This is a genomic window from Mesorhizobium kamtschaticum, assembly GCF_056174585.1.
The window spans coordinates 1442570-1458130 of the sequence record NZ_CM149691.1 but is presented as its reverse complement, the minus strand read 5'-3'; the positions used below and the strand labels follow the sequence as shown (position 1 = coordinate 1458130).

General features: G+C 64.6%; 16 protein-coding genes. 10 read left to right on the top strand and 6 right to left on the bottom strand.

The annotated features are described in order from the left end of the window. Positions 1-222: 222 nt before the first annotated feature. The 3 genes from AC0V7N_RS07090 to AC0V7N_RS07080 all read left to right on the top strand — a co-directional run bounded on the left by AC0V7N_RS07090 (position 223) and on the right by AC0V7N_RS07080 (position 2187). Positions 223-1281, top strand: coding sequence for a SagB/ThcOx family dehydrogenase (locus AC0V7N_RS07090; RefSeq protein WP_475455984.1), 1059 nt, complete (start codon positions 223-225; stop codon positions 1279-1281). Positions 1282-1348: 67 nt separating this feature from the next. Then, a complete protein-coding gene (locus tag AC0V7N_RS07085; RefSeq protein WP_475455982.1) occupies positions 1349-1600 on the top strand; it encodes a hypothetical protein in 252 nt (83 codons plus the stop codon). 269 nt (positions 1601-1869) lie between these two features. Then, positions 1870-2187 carry a hypothetical protein gene (locus AC0V7N_RS07080; protein ID WP_475455978.1) on the top strand — a complete coding sequence of 106 codons (318 nt, stop codon included), beginning with the start codon at positions 1870-1872 and terminating at the stop codon, positions 2185-2187. Between the two features lie 6 nt (positions 2188-2193). Here the strand turns inward: AC0V7N_RS07080 and AC0V7N_RS07075 are convergent, their stop codons facing one another. The 4 genes from AC0V7N_RS07075 to AC0V7N_RS07060 are packed head-to-tail and all read right to left on the bottom strand — an operon-like array spanning position 2194 to position 5442. Further along, positions 2194-3141, bottom strand: coding sequence for a TonB family protein (locus AC0V7N_RS07075; protein WP_496627765.1), 948 nt, complete (start codon positions 3139-3141; stop codon positions 2194-2196). After that, positions 3138-3605: a TonB system transport protein ExbD gene (exbD, locus tag AC0V7N_RS07070; RefSeq protein ID WP_475455974.1), complete on the bottom strand. Its 468-nt coding sequence runs from the start codon at positions 3603-3605 to the stop codon at positions 3138-3140. The genes AC0V7N_RS07075 and exbD overlap by 4 nt, the downstream gene beginning before the upstream one ends. Positions 3606-3612: 7 nt before the next feature. Further along, positions 3613-4599 (bottom strand): tonB-system energizer ExbB, encoded by a 987-nt coding sequence (gene exbB / locus AC0V7N_RS07065; RefSeq protein WP_475455972.1) that lies wholly within the window; start codon positions 4597-4599, stop codon positions 3613-3615. A 57-nt stretch (positions 4600-4656) separates the two neighbouring features. After that, positions 4657-5442, bottom strand: a complete 786-nt coding sequence (locus AC0V7N_RS07060) for an ATP-binding cassette domain-containing protein (protein ID WP_475455970.1) — start codon at positions 5440-5442, stop codon at positions 4657-4659. Positions 5443-5615: 173 nt separating this feature from the next. Between AC0V7N_RS07060 and AC0V7N_RS07055 the strand changes: the two genes are divergently transcribed. The 6 genes from AC0V7N_RS07055 (at position 5616) to AC0V7N_RS07030 (ending at position 13248) form a co-directional block, all read left to right on the top strand. Next, entirely contained in the window at positions 5616-7826 is a 2211-nt protein-coding gene (locus tag AC0V7N_RS07055; protein ID WP_475455968.1) for a TonB-dependent siderophore receptor, read from the top strand. Between the two features lie 25 nt (positions 7827-7851). Then, positions 7852-8718, top strand: a complete 867-nt coding sequence (locus AC0V7N_RS07050) for an ABC transporter substrate-binding protein (RefSeq protein ID WP_475455966.1) — start codon at positions 7852-7854, stop codon at positions 8716-8718. Further along, complete coding sequence (locus AC0V7N_RS07045; RefSeq protein ID WP_475455964.1) at positions 8715-9788, top strand: iron chelate uptake ABC transporter family permease subunit; 1074 nt, start codon at positions 8715-8717, stop codon at positions 9786-9788. The genes AC0V7N_RS07050 and AC0V7N_RS07045 overlap by 4 nt, the downstream gene beginning before the upstream one ends. Continuing rightward, the gene (locus AC0V7N_RS07040) at positions 9749-10717 is read left to right on the top strand and encodes an iron chelate uptake ABC transporter family permease subunit (RefSeq protein WP_475455962.1); all 969 of its coding nucleotides are present in this window, start codon (positions 9749-9751) and stop codon (positions 10715-10717) included. Before AC0V7N_RS07045 ends, AC0V7N_RS07040 begins: the two co-directional genes overlap by 40 nt. A gap of 100 nt (positions 10718-10817) precedes the next feature. Beyond that, positions 10818-12542, top strand: coding sequence for an ABC transporter transmembrane domain-containing protein (locus AC0V7N_RS07035; protein ID WP_496627764.1), 1725 nt, complete (start codon positions 10818-10820; stop codon positions 12540-12542). A gap of 34 nt (positions 12543-12576) precedes the next feature. After that, positions 12577-13248, top strand: coding sequence for a cysteine hydrolase family protein (locus tag AC0V7N_RS07030; protein WP_475455958.1), 672 nt, complete (start codon positions 12577-12579; stop codon positions 13246-13248). Positions 13249-13269: 21 nt separating this feature from the next. Here the strand turns inward: AC0V7N_RS07030 and AC0V7N_RS07025 are convergent, their stop codons facing one another. Beyond that, a complete protein-coding gene (locus AC0V7N_RS07025) occupies positions 13270-14211 on the bottom strand; it encodes an LLM class flavin-dependent oxidoreductase (RefSeq protein ID WP_475455956.1) in 942 nt (313 codons plus the stop codon). 137 nt (positions 14212-14348) lie between these two features. Further along, positions 14349-14504, bottom strand: a complete 156-nt coding sequence (locus AC0V7N_RS07020) for a hypothetical protein (protein WP_010912229.1) — start codon at positions 14502-14504, stop codon at positions 14349-14351. A 288-nt stretch (positions 14505-14792) separates the two neighbouring features. Here AC0V7N_RS07020 and AC0V7N_RS07015 point away from each other — a divergent pair, with 288 nt between their 5' ends. Further along, complete coding sequence (locus tag AC0V7N_RS07015) at positions 14793-15560, top strand: SDR family NAD(P)-dependent oxidoreductase (protein WP_475455954.1); 768 nt, start codon at positions 14793-14795, stop codon at positions 15558-15560. Position 15561: the final 1 nt, after the last annotated feature.

The window sequence follows — 15561 nt, the reverse complement described above, 5'->3', positions numbered from 1 at the left end:
CCCGGTGTGGGGATCTTTCAACAGATCCCATAGGGGGGTCGGGAAAGGGACAAAATGGCCAAGAAAGTAACCAATGCCCCGAAGCTGACGGTCGCCGCGGGCACGCAGACCGTCTTCTTCTCGCAGGGCATGCACTACAACAAGCGCTGAAGTCGTTCGGCGCCGATGGGCTTTCGCCTGTCGGCGCCTCACATTCACAAAACGGCATTCAGCATCATGAAAATGCGCTCTTCAAAAACGCTTGTCTTCTATCCCGGGACCAACAAGGTCACGGCCTGCAACTTCCTGACCAGAAGCGTCTTCGAATGCAGCCCCGAGGTGATCGGCCTTCTTGCATCGTGGGACGAATGGGCCTCCACGGCGGAAATCGCACGCGCCCACGGATGGTCGAAGTCCGACCTCAATGCCGTCGTCCCGCAATTGCTTGATTTTTCTGCCCTGGTCACCGCCGGCTCGCCGTTGGCCGAACAGGAAACAAAATTTTCCGGACAGTGGAACTGGGGCATCCCGACCGCGCTGATGCATTTCTGCGTCCAGGACGCAGAGTTCATGACCATTGAACAGGCCGAGGCACGCCAGATCGAACGCGCCGGTCACGCCGCGCAGCCCGACCTCGTGCTCAAGAATGCCACCGGCGCCATTGCGCTGCCGAATGCACTCGACGACAACGAGCTTCTGAGCCTGATGGCGCGGCGCCGCACCAACCGCACCGCGGCCGCGCCCACCATCACCGCCCAGCAGCTCTCCGACTGCCTGTTCGCCGGCATGGGCATTACCGGCGAGACCCGCAATTGCGTCGGCGCCCTGCCGCTGGGCATGACCCCTTCGGGCGGCGCCCGGAACCCCTACGAGGCCTATGTGGTTGCGCTTGGCGTCGAGGGTCTGGAGCCCGGCGTCTATCATTATTCCGCCGCCGATCACGACCTTGGCAGGATCTCGGCCAACCATCTGCCGAAGATCTCCGAACTGGTCGGCGGACAGGACTGGGCTGATGCCATGCCTTGCCTGATCCTGCTTTGCGCCAGGCTCGACCGCACCATGTGGAAATATGAGGATGCCAACGCCTATCGCGTCGTGCTGATCGAGGCCGGCCATATCGGCCAGAACATGATGCTGGCGGCGACCAGGCATGGCCTGTCGGCCTGCCCCACGGCAGCGCTCAGCCATTCGGCGATCAAGCGTCTTCTCGGCCTCGACCGCCTTACCGACGCACCCATCTATGCGTTGACACTCTCGACCCCGGAACCAAGCCCGCATTCGGCGGGTCAGTCGATTAATTAGCCATCTTATTATGTCCAGTGCAACCAGTACGCGTTCCCTGAGTTCCACTAGATGACAGGAGAAGAACGTGCCAAATCAGACCCTACGTCAGTCAGAGATCGATAGTCTTCAATATATCGCATCGATGAGCAATGAGCTGGTGCAGATGGCCGAAGCAAGCCGTTTTCCCATGATCTCCTATCTCTTGGGCATGGCCTATGCCGAAGCCTTCGATGTCCTGCGCGGCGCGCGGCCGGCAAGGCATGCGCAGCTCAGCGGCAACCCGATGCATCCCAAGCCGAATGCAAAGGAAAGCCACGCTCAGCCAAGGAGAGCGTAGCGGATGCAACCGTCAGCCTTGTGCGCGCCGGCCGGCTCGCGGCCGAACCGGTGGAGACACTGTGTGCGCTGCAAAGCCTGCTGCCCCCTCCTGAAAAAGGCCGCAGCCGACCTTGATCGCCCCAACACTGTCTACTGGTTCGAGCAGGCCGACGCAGAGCTCGCCAACATCATCAGGGGTCGGCCATCCGACACCGCCGCGATCCCTGCCTTGATCGCCAGCAGCCCGCAAAATTCACATTGAGCATAAAGACTGAGGGGGACCCGCCAATGAACATGATCGCACCCATCAGGAGCGCCGACGCCAGGGACAGCGTCTTCGGTCGGCTCCAACTCCTGATCGGCAGCCGGCCGGCATCGCCGGATGCCGCGCGCCTCGAGGCCCGGCACCTGATTTCCCTGGCGATGGCCGACACCTGGCAAGCCGACAGCCTCTGGGGCGCGGCGGACGCCTTTCATGTCCATTTCGACTTCATGATGCAGACCATCGAGATCAATGGCGCCGACGACCCGAACCTCAGGACGCTGCGTACGAAATGCCGCTTCTACCTGGAGCAGGTCGAAGCGCTGTGCCAGTCGATGAGCTGAGCCGCACTAATCCCGCAAATTGAACACGAACGGCGCCGTGCGGCTGACGCGCGACCCGAGTTCCGGCGGCGGTGCCGGCACCGTTGCGCCCTGCAGCACGGCGAGTGCAGCGCGGTCGAGGTCAGCATCGCCTGAAGAACGGGCCACGCGGGCCGATAGCACCCGGCCGGATGCATCCACCGTGAAGGTCACGTTTACATTGCCCTGCGCGTGCCTGGATTTCGCGGCGCTGGGATAGCGCTTGTGCCGATTGATCCATGCCGTCAGCCGGGATTCCCACTTGGCCGGGCTGACGCCTGAGACCCCGGCCGCCGATTTCGGCGCGGCCGCCCTGGCCGCCGGCTTTGTCTCCGCGCTTGCGGTGGCGACCGTCTTTGCCGGCTCGGCCTTTTCTTTCTTTGGCTTTGGCTTGGGCCTTTCGACCGGCTTCTTCGCCTTGGCCTGGACCGGTTTCTTATCCTTGGCCTCCTCGACCGGCTTTGGCTGCGGCAGCGGAACGGCAACCTCTGGCGTCACGGCCTCGACGACGTCGGGAATGACCTCATCCGGGGGCTGATCGACCGGTTCGGCCTCGGTTGTCTCTGTCGGCTCGGTCTCGTCGGGCGGCACCGTGTCCGGTGGCTCGACGGTCGGTTCGGCTTGTTCAATCACTTTCTCGGGCTCGGCCGCAGTGACCTTTTCGGTCTCCTCGACGGGCTCGGTCTGGTCGGGCAGCGCCGCATCCAGCATCGCGGCCTGTTCGGGCACTGCCGGCGTCACCACCATCGGCGCCATTTCGATCACTGGGGCCGGCGGCGGCCCGCCATCCGTCTCGATCGGACTGAAGCTCTGCACCGCATAGGCGACCGCGACGTGGGCGCCAAGCACCAGCACCGCTGCCCCTGTCCACAGGCCAAGATCGCGCCAGCCGAAGCGCGACAGCTGTACCGTGGGCAAGGCGGCGGACTGCGTCATGGCACGGCCGCTCCCGCTGGGGCGGGTGCCGGGGCGTCGGCCGTGGGCGCCGTCTCCAGGCCGACCAGCGCGATCTTCAGATAGCCGGCGCCGCGCAACAGGTTCATCGCCTCCATCAGGTCGCCATAGGCGACCGCCTTGTCGGCGCGCAGGAAGATGCGCGTCTGCTTGTCGCCCTTGGTCCTGCTGTCCAGCGTGGCGGCAAAAGCTGGGCGCGGCACGGTGTCATTGCCGATCGCCAGCGTGAGATCATCCTTCAAGGTCAGGAACAGCGGCGTTTCGGGCCGGGGCGCGGGTGTTGCCGTCGAGCCCGGCAGGTCGACATTGACGTCCACCGTCGCCAGCGGTGCGGCGACCATGAAGATGATCAGCAGCACCAGGATGACGTCGATGAAGGGCGTGACGTTGATCTCGTGACTCTCCTCGAGATCGTCGTCCATGGTTTGTCGGATTCTGCTTCCCATGGCGTCGCTACTCCGCCGCCAGCGCCGTCGCCGGCGCGACCGTGCGGAAATCCAGGTCGCGGCTGACCAGCCTCTCGACGCCCGCCGAGGCATCGGCGACGATCTGACGGTAGCCGGCTATCGAACGGGCGAAGACGTTGTAGATCACCACCGCCGGAATTGCCGCGACGAGGCCCATGGCGGTGGCGAGCAGCGCTTCGGCGATGCCCGGCGCGACCACGGCCAGATTGGTGGTCTGCGCCTGTGAAATGCCGATGAAGGCGTTCATGATGCCCCAGACCGTGCCGAACAGGCCGACGAAAGGCGCGGTGGAGCCGATCGTCGCCAGCACGCCGGTGCCGCGCGACATGCGCCGCGACGCCGCCGCCTCGATGCGCGACAGCCGCGAGGCGACCCTTTCCTTCAGTCCGTCACCGCCGACATGGTCGAGCGCACCGGCCGAGAGTGCAGCCTCTTCCTCCGCCGCCCGCACCAGCAGCGCGCCGGGACCGCCGCTGCGGTCGAGCGCGCGGCTGGCCTGCTTCAGCGTCGCGGCATCGCCGATCGCGCGCACGGCACGGCTGATGCGCAGCTTGCCGCCAAAGATCTCCAGCGATTTGGCCAGCCATATCGTCCAGGTGACGAGCGAGGCGAAGGCCAGTCCGATCATCACCGCCTTCACGATGATGTCGGCGGCCATGAACATGCCCCACGGCGACAAATCGTGCGGCAGGTTCAGCTCCATCGCCCCTGCAGGTCCGGCCCCAGCCGGCGCTGCCGCGGCCGGCTGGCCGCCGGGCTGGGCGGGCGCCACCGTGGCCGGTGCCGCCGCCGGTGTAGCGGGTGTAGGTGTGGTGGATACCGGTGCAACGGGCGCAGCAGGTGCCACCGCTGCCGGCGCGGCAGGGGCCTCGGCCGCCGGGGCAGCGCCGGCCGGTTGCTCCTGGGCCGTGGCGCTACCGCCCGCCAGGATCACCGATGCGACCAACGCCGCCAACAAACGAGTTCTAGACAACAGCTTCTTCCTTGTTCTCACAGCGGCCAGCCGCTTCCGTCACCGCATCAAATCTCGTCACTGCACATAGCCGACGGGTTGGCCGGTGACCGGGTGCGCGAACACGCCCATCTCCACGCCGAAAATGCCCTTGAGCACGTCGCCCCGCATGATTTCGCCTGGTGCGCCGCGGGTCAGCAGCTTGCCGTCCTTGAGCGCGATCAGCTCGTCGCAATAGCGCGCCGCCATGTTGGGATCGTGCAGCACCACGACGACGCAGAGGTCGCGTTTGCGGCTGAGCTCCTTGACCAGCCCCAGCACCTCGACCTGATGGGCGATGTCGAGCGCCGCGATCGGCTCGTCGAGCAGCATGACGCCGGCATTCTGCGCCACCAGCATGGCGAGCCAGGCGCGCTGCCGTTCGCCGCCGGACAATTCGTCCACCAGCCGGTCGGCGAAACCGTCCATATCGGTCAGCGCCAGCGCCTCCTCGACATGCCGCCGGTCTTCCGCGCTGAAGCGGCCAAGCGCGCCATGCCAGGGGTAGCGCCCGAGCGTCGCCAGTTCGCGCACGGTGAGGCCCGTTGCGGCCGGCGTCGTCTGCGGCAGATAGGCAAGCGCACGGGCGAGCTCGCGGGCGCCCCATTGCGGCAACGGTCGCTTGGCAAAAGTGATGGCACCCGAGCTTGCCGGCTGCTGACGGGCCAGCAGCTTGATCAGCGTCGACTTGCCCGAACCATTGTGGCCGATCAGCCCATAGACGCGCGAGCGCTGCAATTCGAGCGAGACCGGACCGAGCAGCGTCCGCTCGCCGACGGCAAACCGCACCGCGTCGATTTGAAAGGCAGTCTCAGCTCCAGCCATGATTTTCTCCAGGTCGGCCGGCCGCATTTCCAATTTCTGGCCTCGGCGGTCCAATGTCCGGTTGACTATGAAACATGACCTTACTAGTCAACATTGAAGATGACTGCAACAATCAACAAATCGTCGTGGCAGTCGATATCGCGGCGAAATTCGCAAAAGCAGGGGTGCAGCGGATGATCAGTGGACGGGAACCAAGCTGGCGAAATGGACTTGCGCGCAAAGGCCTGCTGATCGCAACGACAGCGCTGCCGGCCCTGTTGGGCTGCGGTCATGCGCTCGCCCAGGACGAGGCCACCACGCTTGATCCGATCAACGTCCAGGACCGAGTCGAGAGCGCCTTTGGTCCGGTCAAGGGCTATGTCGCCAGCAAGGGCTCCACTGGCACCAAGACCGACACGCCGCTGATCGAGACGCCGCAGTCGATCTCGGTGATCACCAAGGACCAGATCAAGGCGCAGGCCGTCGACAATCTCGGCGGTGTCCTGCGCTACATGCCCGGCGCCACCGGCGATCTCTACGGCACCGACAATCGCGGCCTCGGCCTGCAACTGCGCGGCATTTCGAACGCCAATGGCGTCTTCTACAGGGATGGGCTGCAGCTAAAGGAAAGCAATTTCACGCTCTTCACCGCGCTCGATTCCTACGGCGCCGAGCGTTACGAAGTGTTGCGCGGACCGGCATCCGTGCTCTACGGCCAGGCAAGCCCCGGCGGCATCATCAACTATGTCAGCAAGCGACCGACCGAAGAGACCCTGCGCGAGGTCGAATTCGGCGGCGGCGGCTTCAATCACTATGAAGGCAAGTTCGATTTAAGCGGCGCGGTCAACGCCGACAAGTCGCTGCTGTTTCGCCTGACCGGCGCTGCCCATATGGGCGACACGCAGACCGACTTCGTCAAAGGCGACCGCATCTTCATCGCCCCGGCGATCACCTGGCAGCCCGATGCCGACACCAGCCTGACCATCCTCGCCAACTATCAGCGCGACCGCTCGGGATGGGCGATGCAGTACCTGCCTGCGTATGGCACGGTCACGCCGAACAAAGAAGGCAACTTCCTGCCGAACAGCATGTTCGTCGGCGAACCAGGCTTCGACAGTTACAACAATGATCAGGCGTCGATCGGTTACGAGTTCGAGCACCGTTTCAACGAGACGTGGCAGGTCCGCCAGCATGCTCGCTATGTGTACCTGACCCATACCGAGGAAGGTGTTTTCGGCGCCGGGCTGGAGGACGAGACTGCCGAACCCGGAACTCCGCTCTATGGCAAATATTCCCGCTACGCCGATGCCGGCGGCACCAAGCTCAGCGGCGTGACCATCGACAACCAGGCGCAGGCCGATTTCGACACCGGCCCGCTCGCCCACACACTGCTCGTCGGTCTCGACTACAAACGCTACACCTACCGCGACTATGCTTCGTCAGCCGACGTCGGAACGATCGACATCTTCAACCCGGTCTATGGCAGCCCGGTCACCGGTTTGACCCCCTATAACGACACAGACACCACCCAGCAGCAGGTCGGCCTCTATGCGCAGGATCAGATCAAGCTGGGCAACTGGCGGCTGACGCTGGGCGGCCGCCAGGACTGGGCTGACGCCAAGGTCTACGACAATCTGGCCGGCGGCTACATTCCCGAGCAAAAGGACAACGCCCTCACCAGCCGGGCGGGCCTCGTCTATCTCGCTGACAATGGCCTTGCCCCTTACGTCAGCTATTCCGAATCGTTCCAGCCGGTGGCCGGCGCGGACAGCAACGGCACGCTGTTCGTGCCCGAGACCGGCAAACAGTACGAGATCGGCCTGAAATACCAGCCGGTCGGCTGGAATTCCTTTATCACCGCTTCGGCCTTCGACCTGACGCGGCAGAATGTCGTGCGCTATGGCGGCACCGGTCGCCCCGACGACATCTTCCAGACCGGCGAGATCCGCTCGCGCGGCATTGAGCTGGAAGCTGTGGCGAGCCTTGATTCCGGCGTCGACCTGAGGGCCGCCTATACCTATCTCGACACCAAGATCACCAGCCCGACCAGCATCAACGACGACGGCACAAGCAACCAGGGCAACACGCCTTTCGGCGTCCCGACGCATTCGGCTTCGCTGTGGGCCAATTACACCTTCATGAGTGGCAAATTGGAAGGTCTCGGCCTGGGTGCCGGCGTCCGCTATGTCGGCTCGACCTATGGCGACGATGCCAACACGTTCAAGGTTCCATCGGTCGTGCTCGCCGACGCGGCCGTGCATTACACCTGGCAGAACGCAACGCTGAGCTTCAACGTCAGCAATCTGTTCGACAAGCGCTATGTCGCCTCCTGTTTCTCCTCGGGCTTCGGCTGCTTCTACGGCGAAGGCCGCAGGATCAACGGTTCGGTGAAATACACATGGTAGAAGCGATGTGGCGGGCCGGGCCAAAATGGCGGCGCTGACACGGCGCCAATGTCTGGCTGGCCTGGCCACGACTGGCCTTGTCCTGCAGGGCGCCATGGCGCGTGCCGCGGCACCAACCCGCATCGTCTGCCTGGAATGGACATCTGCCGAAATGGTGGTCTCGCTCGGCGCGGCGCCGATCGCCGTCGGCGACACCAGGGGCTATGGCGACTGGGTACAGGGTCCGGCATTGCCGCAAGCCACGATCGACCTGGGGTCGCGCAGCGAACCCAATCTCGAACTGCTCCGGGAATTGCGGCCGGACATGATCGTCGGCGCCTATGGCTATGGGCTGGACGAGAGCAGCTTCACCAGGCTGGCGCCGACCTTCAACGTGCCCTTCTACAGCGGCAAGGCCGCACCCTATGAACAGGCGCGAGAGGTGACGCTGCAGCTTGGCGAATTGCTCGGTCGCGGAGCGGAGGCCAGCGGCCTTATCGAGCGCGTCGAAGCCTCGATCGCACAGGTACGCACCTCCCTGGCGCAAAAGCCGCAAAAGCCGCTCTGCGTCGTCAGCCTGTTCGACGACCGCCATGTCCGCGTCTACGGCGCCGGCAGCCTGCTGCAGGATGTTCTCGACCGGCTCGGCCTCGTCAATGCCTGGACCGGCGCCACCAATGAATGGGGGTTTTCGACCGTCGGCATCGAGCAACTCGTCGCTGTCGGCGATGCCCGGCTGATCTCGCTCGACCCGATTCCGCCGCACATAAAAATCCGGATTGCGCGCAGCTCGCTCTGGGCCAGCCTGCCTTGCGTCAGGAATGGCCACGTGCGGACCATCCCGCCGGTCTGGCCGTTTGGCGGGCTCGCCGCCGCCGGGCGTTTCGCCAGCTTCATGGCCGCGACGTCATGACATCCTCCACCTTGCCACTGACGCAGCCGAGGGATGGTCTCGGGGCGCTCGTCCTGCTGGTGATCGCGCCGGCGGCCCTGGCGCTGGTATTGACCGGTTTCGACCTCGCTCATTTGCTGCCGCGAGGTCTGTGGTTGGCCGCGCTCAATGCTCCCGATACATCCGATCCGGCACAGCTACTCTACCGCTATGCCTTCCTGCCGCGCCTTGCCGTCAGTGTGCTGGCCGGCGCGGCGCTCGGTCTTGCCGGCGTCATCATGCAGCATGTGCTGCGCAATCCGCTGGCCGAGCCAACCACGATCGGCACCAATGCCGGAGCGAGCCTCGCTCTGGCGGCCGCCACGCTCTACGCCCCATGGCTGCTGGAAGGGGGCCGCGAAGGCATCGCGCTGGCTGGCGGTGCGCTCGCCACGCTAGCCGTCTTCGCGCTGGTGCGCGGACGCAGCTTCTCGCCGGTGTCGATCATCATCGCCGGGCTCATCGTCAGCCTCACCTTCGGTTCGGCCGGCGCGCTGCTGATGGCGCTCAACCGCGAATACACCGAGGAGCTGTTCATCTGGCAGAGCGGCTCGCTGGTGCAGAATGGCGACGCCGCCGTCATCAGCCTGGCGCCGGGACTGCTTGCGGGCATCGGCATCGCCTTCTTCCTCTGGCATCCGCTCCGTCTTCTCGATCTCAGCGACGATGGCGCCACTGCGCTCGGCGCCCAGCCGGCGATCATCCGCCTTGCCGGCATGGCGGTCGCCGTCACGCTCAGCGCGCTGGTCGTCGCCGAGGTCGGCGTCATCGGTTTCGTCGCGCTGGCCGCCCCGACGCTGGCGCGGCTGGCCGGTGCGCGCACGCTTGGCCGCCGCATGTTCTGGTCACCGGCTGTCGGCGCTGCCTTGCTCTGGCTCACCGACCGGCTGGTGCAGCATCTGCCATTCACTGCCGAAATACCGGCCGGCACCGCAACTGCCTGTTCGGCGCGCCGCTGCTGCTGTTTCTGTTGCCACGGATGCGAACCGTGCCCGAGGCACAGGCGGATATCGTGTCGTCAGCGCGCCTGTCGAGAAACGGACTGCCGTTGATCATAGGTCTTCTGGTGCTGGTCCTCGCCGTCGCTGTCGCCATCGGTTTCGGCCGTGGCGCCGGCGGCTGGCACTGGATCTCGTCAGTGGATCTGATGGAGCTGCTTGCCCTGCGCGTGCCCCGCGTCGCCGTTGCCCTGTCGGCGGGCGTCCTGCTTGCCGTCGCCGGCACGCTGATGCAGCGCATGACCGGCAACCCGATGGCCGCGCCCGAAGTGCTCGGCATTTCCGGCGGCGCGTCGTTTGGTGTGCTTGCGCTGCTGTTCATGAGCGCCAGCTTCGACCGCAACGCGATGCTGGGTGCTGCCCTTGCCGGCGCGCTGCTGGCGCTGGCGATCGTCGTGCTGGTCGGGCGGCGCAATGCCTTGTCGCCGCAGCGGCTGCTGCTGGCCGGCGTCGCGGTGGCGACGATCGCCTCGGCTTTCGCCTCCCTGCTTCTGGCCAGCGGCGATCCGCGCATGGACTTCCTGCTCGCCTGGCTGTCGGGGTCGACCTATCGCGCGACATCCGCCGATGCCATCACCGCCGTAGCGGTTGCCATCCTGGTCCTGGCGCTGGCGCCGCTGACGGCGCGCTGGCTCGACATCATGCCGCTTGGCGAAACCACCGCGCGCGGCCTTGGCCTGCGTCTAGGGCGGGTTCGCGCCATCCTGCTCGCGCTCACCGCGCTTGCGACGGCAACCGCGACATTGGTGATCGGGCCGCTGAGTTTCGTCGGCCTGATGGCGCCGCACCTTGCCCGCATGATTGGCTTTCGCCGCGCCGTGCCGCAGCTTCTGGCCTCGGCGATAGCAGGCGGACTGATCCTGGTTGCCGCCGACTGGGCCGGCCGCACGCTGATCTTCCCCCGGCAGGTGCCGGCCGGCCTCATCGCCGCCTTCGTCGGCGGCCCCTATTTCATGGTGCTGATGTGGAAAGGCAGGCAATGAAGTCCGCGCTGGCATATTGCCGCCCATGCGCTGCCGATTGTAAGGAGCGCCCAGCGATGACGGCTGGCACAGCCCTCAAGACAGCCTGCGGTTCACCTCGATGATCAGACGTTTCCTATCCTACTACGCGCCCTGGAAGGGTCTGTTCGCGCTCGACTTCTCCTGCGCCGTGCTGGCCGGCCTGCTCGAGCTCGGCTTTCCCATGGCGGTGCGCACCTTCGTCGACCAGCTTCTGCCGCACCAGGACTGGACGCTGATCATCATCGCCTCGGTCGGCCTGTTGCTGATCTATCTGCTCAACACCGCGCTGATGGCTGTTGTCACCTATTGGGGCCACATGCTCGGCATCAACATCGAGACCGAGATGCGGCGCAAGAGTTTCGACCATCTGCAGAAACTGTCGTTCCGCTTCTACGACAACCACAAGACCGGCCATCTCGTCGGCCGCGTCACCAAGGATCTGGAGGAGATCGGCGAGATCGCCCATCACGGCCCCGAAGACCTGTTCATCGCCATCATGACCTTCGCCGGCGCTTTCGTGCTGATGTTCACGGTGAACATGCATCTGGCGCTGATCACGGCCGTAATCGTGCCTGTGATCGCCTGGGTGACCATGCGCTATGGCGATCGCATGGAGCGCAACTGGCAGGCGCTCTACGGCCGAGTCGGCGATTTCAACGTGCGCATCGAGGAGAATGTCGGCGGCATGCGCGTCGTCCAGGCCTTCGCCAACGAAGAGCATGAGCGCATGCTGTTCGCGCATGACAACCAGCGCTACCGCCAGACCAAGCTCGACGCCTACCGCATCATGTCGGCCTCGAATTCGCTGAACTATATGGGCATCCGGCTGATCCAGCTCGTGGTGATGATCGCCGGCAGCTATCTCGTCATCATCGGAGGGTTGAGCAATGGCGGCTTTGTCGGCTTCCTGCTGCTGGTCGGCGTCTTCGTGCGGCCGATCGAGAAGATCAATTCAGTGATCGAGACCTATCCCAAGGGCATTGCCGGTTTTCGGCGCTATACGGAACTGCTCGACACCGAACCCGACATTGCCGACCGGCCCAGCGCCGTCGCCGTCAGCGGCCTCAAGGGCGACATCGAATACCGCAATGTCAGCTTCGGCTATGGCGACGGCAAGCCGGTGTTGAAGGACGTCAACCTGACGATCCAGGCCGGCGAGACCATCGCCTTCGTCGGCCCGTCCGGCGCCGGCAAGACCACCATCTGCTCGCTGCTGCCGCGTTTCTACGAGGTCAGCGCCGGCCAGATCAGCATCGACGGCATCGATATCAGGGACATGACGCTCGCCTCGCTGCGCGGACAGATCGGCATCGTCCAGCAGGACGTGTTCCTGTTCGGCGGTTCGGTTCGCGAGAACATCGCCTATGGCCGGCTCGGCGCCTCCGACGAGGCGATCGCCGACGCCGCACGGCGGGCGCAGCTCGACGGCATGATAGCAGGCCTGCCGGCCGGCTATGACACGATCATCGGCGAGCGCGGCGTCAAGCTGTCGGGTGGCCAGAAGCAGCGGCTGGCGATCGCCCGCATGTTTTTGAAGAACCCGCCGATCCTGATCCTCGACGAGGCGACCTCGGCGCTCGATACCGAGACTGAGCGCGAGATCCAGAGGGCGCTGGCCGAGCTTGCCGAGGGCCGCACCACCCTCGTCATCGCGCACCGGCTGGCGACGATCCGTGGCGCCGACCGCATTGTCGTCGTCTCGGAATCGGGCATCGTCGAGCAAGGCTCGCACCAGGAGCTGATCCATGCCGACGGCGCCTATCGGCGCCTTCATGACGCCCAGCATCTGGTGTCGGCGCATTGAACGATTATGGTTGGTCGAGAACAGGGAGCCAATAATGATCAAGGCAACGCCCTTCGACTATCCCTATGACGGCAGGCTGGTGGCCGAAAACACCGCACTCATCGTCATCGACCTGCAGCAGGATTTCCTGTCGACGACAGGCTATTTTGCCAAACAGGGATACGACCCCTCGCCGCTTCGGGCGATCCTGCCCACCGTGAACCGGCTGATATCAGCCGCGCGCAAGGCTGGCGTCAGGGTCATCCACACCAGGCAGGGTTACCGCGCCGACATGGCCGACATGACGCCTTACGAGAAATGGCGCCGCAAGCGCTCCGGTCTCGACGGCACCGACATCCTGCTGCGCTCGGGCGCCGGATTCCAGATTGTCCCGGAGATCGATGTCGCGCCTGACGACATCATCGTCGACAAGACCTGCAACAGCGCCTTCACCTATACGGACTTCGAGCTTGTGCTGCGCGCACAAGGCATCACGCATCTGATGTTTTCCGGATGCACGACCGATGTCTGCGTCCACACCACGCTGCGCGAGGCCTGCGATCGCAATTTCCAGTGTCTGACGATCTCGGATGCCTGCGCCAGCGGCGACAGACAAGCCCACGAGGCGGCGCTTCACATGGTGACGATCGAGGACGGCGTCTTCGGCGCGTTGGCCGATTCAGCCGCCGTCATTGACGGCCTGTCGCGGCTTGGCGACGGGCGTTAGACTGCAGGAAATCGACGGGCTTCAGCCCGTCGCCCGCGTCTCCAGCCCGGCGCGAGGCGCATAGGCCCCCGGCTGGAAGGCATCATGTTCGCGCCGCGCGAGCGAATTGCGCAGCAGGGCGATCGTTTCCCGGCCGACTGTGGCGATCTCCCGCAGCGTGTCGACGCCGACGATCATGAATTCATCGATCCCCAGCCCGGCATAGGCAAGCAACGACAAGGCGACCTGAGCCGGCGGCCCCGACAGGTCGACCGCCTTTTGGCCCGTGGCGGCAGCGCCGCGGTGAATCCGCACCGGCAGCGCGAAGCGCAGCTTGCCCGCCCGGCCATGTTCGGCCGCGGCACCGCGCACGCGCTCCATCAGCTGCCGGACTTCATCGATCGAGCCCGGCGTCAGTTCGAAGACATCGGCATGCCGGCCAGCCACCTTCAGCGCCGTTCCGGACTGTCCACCCATGCGGATGGTCAGATCGGCGCCATGCGGGCCCTTGCGCGGCACATAGCCGCCCTTGATGCTGTAGAACGCGCCTTCATGATCGAAAGGCCGGTCGTTCGACCATAGCCGCTTCAAAAGCACCAGATATTCATCGATACGCTGCCAGATAACCGTGTGCCCGACCGGCCGTGACTCGGCGTCGTCATCGTTCAACGGCTCGCTGATCATCCTGAGCGCCAGCCGTCCGCCGCTTTTCGTGTCGATCGATGCCAGCTGGCGGGCCGCCACCGTGGGCTCAACCACGCCGGCCCAGTGGGTCAGCACGACCTCCAGCGATGAGGTGCGATCCAGCACCTGGGCGGCAAGATCCATATTGGTCAGCAGTCCGGCCGGATCGTCGACGACGATCTTCTGGAAGCCACCATCCTCGATCAGGCCGAGCTTGGTCGCCGTCTCGGCAAAATCATAGAAAAAGGGAGTGGCGGCAGCGGCGGTCTTGCCGGGGACATGCGTGAATTCGATCGGCATTGTCATCTCCTCCATCTCTGGAATCATGGATGCGGTGAAATTCGAACCACGGCCGCGCACAAACGCACCGGGATCCGGTTCATTCAACTCCGATTGCTTGATACAGCGGGGAAACTGACCCGTGTCGACCTGGTGCTTTAGGGAATAAGGCCCAGAACAACGGCCCCGGTGAACACAAACGCAAGGGCAAAGACGAGATAGGCGAACGCTCCGGCATAGGCCGGGCGAAAGGTCTGGGCATTGGCCAGCCTCTGGCCGCTGCTGTCAGTCTGAGCGTTCTGGATATAGGACATATCGACCTCCGTCTCGCCCGTTAATCTATAAAACTTGTAGACTTTGTCGATTGCTATTTTCTGGCATTTATTGGAACGAATTTCTCCTTGTCGGAATAGAAAGAGTATTTCTTACCGGGATTTGGCCCGTCCGGGGCTGTTCAGCTGGCGCAAAAAGCCAGCCGGATCACTGGTTTGCGGTGGTTTCGGCAAGGAATTCGCCGTCGCCGGTTGCTCGCTTGGCCATCCGGAGCGCAAGCGATAGCCTTGGGCGAAAACAAAACCACTGAAACGGGACGGGAGTAAAAAATGGGCGAAAGACTGGCCGGCAAGGTTGCCATCATTTCAGGTGGCGCGACGGGCATGGGCGGGGCGGCCTCGGAGCTGTTCGCCGCCGAAGGCGCCAAGGTGGCGATCATCGACCGCAATGGCGAAGCGGCGGCGGCCACGGCGGCAGCGATCCGCGCGCGCGGCCATGTCGCCGAGTATTTTGTCGCCGACGTGTCCGATGAGGCGCAGGTCGAGACGGCGGTGAAAGGCGCGACGGAGAAACTCGGGCCGGTCACGGTGCTGTTCAACCATGCCGGCACCATCGTGATAAAGCCGTTCCTCGAAACGACGGTTCAGGAATGGGATTGGCTGCACGCGGTCAATGTGCGTTCGATGTTCCTGATGACGCGTGCCGTGCTGCCCGGCATGATCGCGGCCGGTGGCGGCTCGATCGTCTGTACCTCGTCGATCTCGGCGGTGGCGGCGACGCCAATGGAAGTGCTCTACGACACCACCAAGGGCGCCTGCCACATGTTCGCCCGTGCCATCGCCGTCGAATTCCGCGACCGCAACATCCGCTGCAACGCCGTCTGCCCCGGCTTCATCCGCACACCGCACGGCCTGCGCGAGGTCGCCGACCTCGGCCGGCTCGGCGTCGACGTCTCCGATGCTGCGCTGGCAGCGCAGCAGGGCCGCATCGGCGAGCCGGAAGAGGTGGCCAAGGCAGCGCCTTACCTGGCCAGCGACGAGTCCAGCTTCGTCAACGGCACACATCTGTTCGTGGATAATGGTTTCACGGCGATGTGAG

Coding starts and splice junctions, on each gene's coding strand:
- AC0V7N_RS07090 (WP_475455984.1), top strand. CDS start 223: ATGCGCTCTTCAAAAACGCTTGTCTTCTATCCCGGGACCAACAAGGTC.
- AC0V7N_RS07080 (WP_475455978.1), top strand. CDS start 1,870: ATGAACATGATCGCACCCATCAGGAGCGCCGACGCCAGGGACAGCGTC.
- AC0V7N_RS07075 (WP_496627765.1), bottom strand. CDS start 3,141: ATGACGCAGTCCGCCGCCTTGCCCACGGTACAGCTGTCGCGCTTCGGC.
- exbD (WP_475455974.1), bottom strand. CDS start 3,605: ATGGGAAGCAGAATCCGACAAACCATGGACGACGATCTCGAGGAGAGT.
- AC0V7N_RS07060 (WP_475455970.1), bottom strand. CDS start 5,442: ATGGCTGGAGCTGAGACTGCCTTTCAAATCGACGCGGTGCGGTTTGCC.
- AC0V7N_RS07055 (WP_475455968.1), top strand. CDS start 5,616: ATGATCAGTGGACGGGAACCAAGCTGGCGAAATGGACTTGCGCGCAAA.
- AC0V7N_RS07050 (WP_475455966.1), top strand. CDS start 7,852: ATGGCGGCGCTGACACGGCGCCAATGTCTGGCTGGCCTGGCCACGACT.
- AC0V7N_RS07045 (WP_475455964.1), top strand. CDS start 8,715: ATGACATCCTCCACCTTGCCACTGACGCAGCCGAGGGATGGTCTCGGG.
- AC0V7N_RS07035 (WP_496627764.1), top strand. CDS start 10,818: ATGATCAGACGTTTCCTATCCTACTACGCGCCCTGGAAGGGTCTGTTC.
- AC0V7N_RS07030 (WP_475455958.1), top strand. CDS start 12,577: ATGATCAAGGCAACGCCCTTCGACTATCCCTATGACGGCAGGCTGGTG.
- AC0V7N_RS07025 (WP_475455956.1), bottom strand. CDS start 14,211: ATGCCGATCGAATTCACGCATGTCCCCGGCAAGACCGCCGCTGCCGCC.
- AC0V7N_RS07020 (WP_010912229.1), bottom strand. CDS start 14,504: ATGTCCTATATCCAGAACGCTCAGACTGACAGCAGCGGCCAGAGGCTG.
- AC0V7N_RS07015 (WP_475455954.1), top strand. CDS start 14,793: ATGGGCGAAAGACTGGCCGGCAAGGTTGCCATCATTTCAGGTGGCGCG.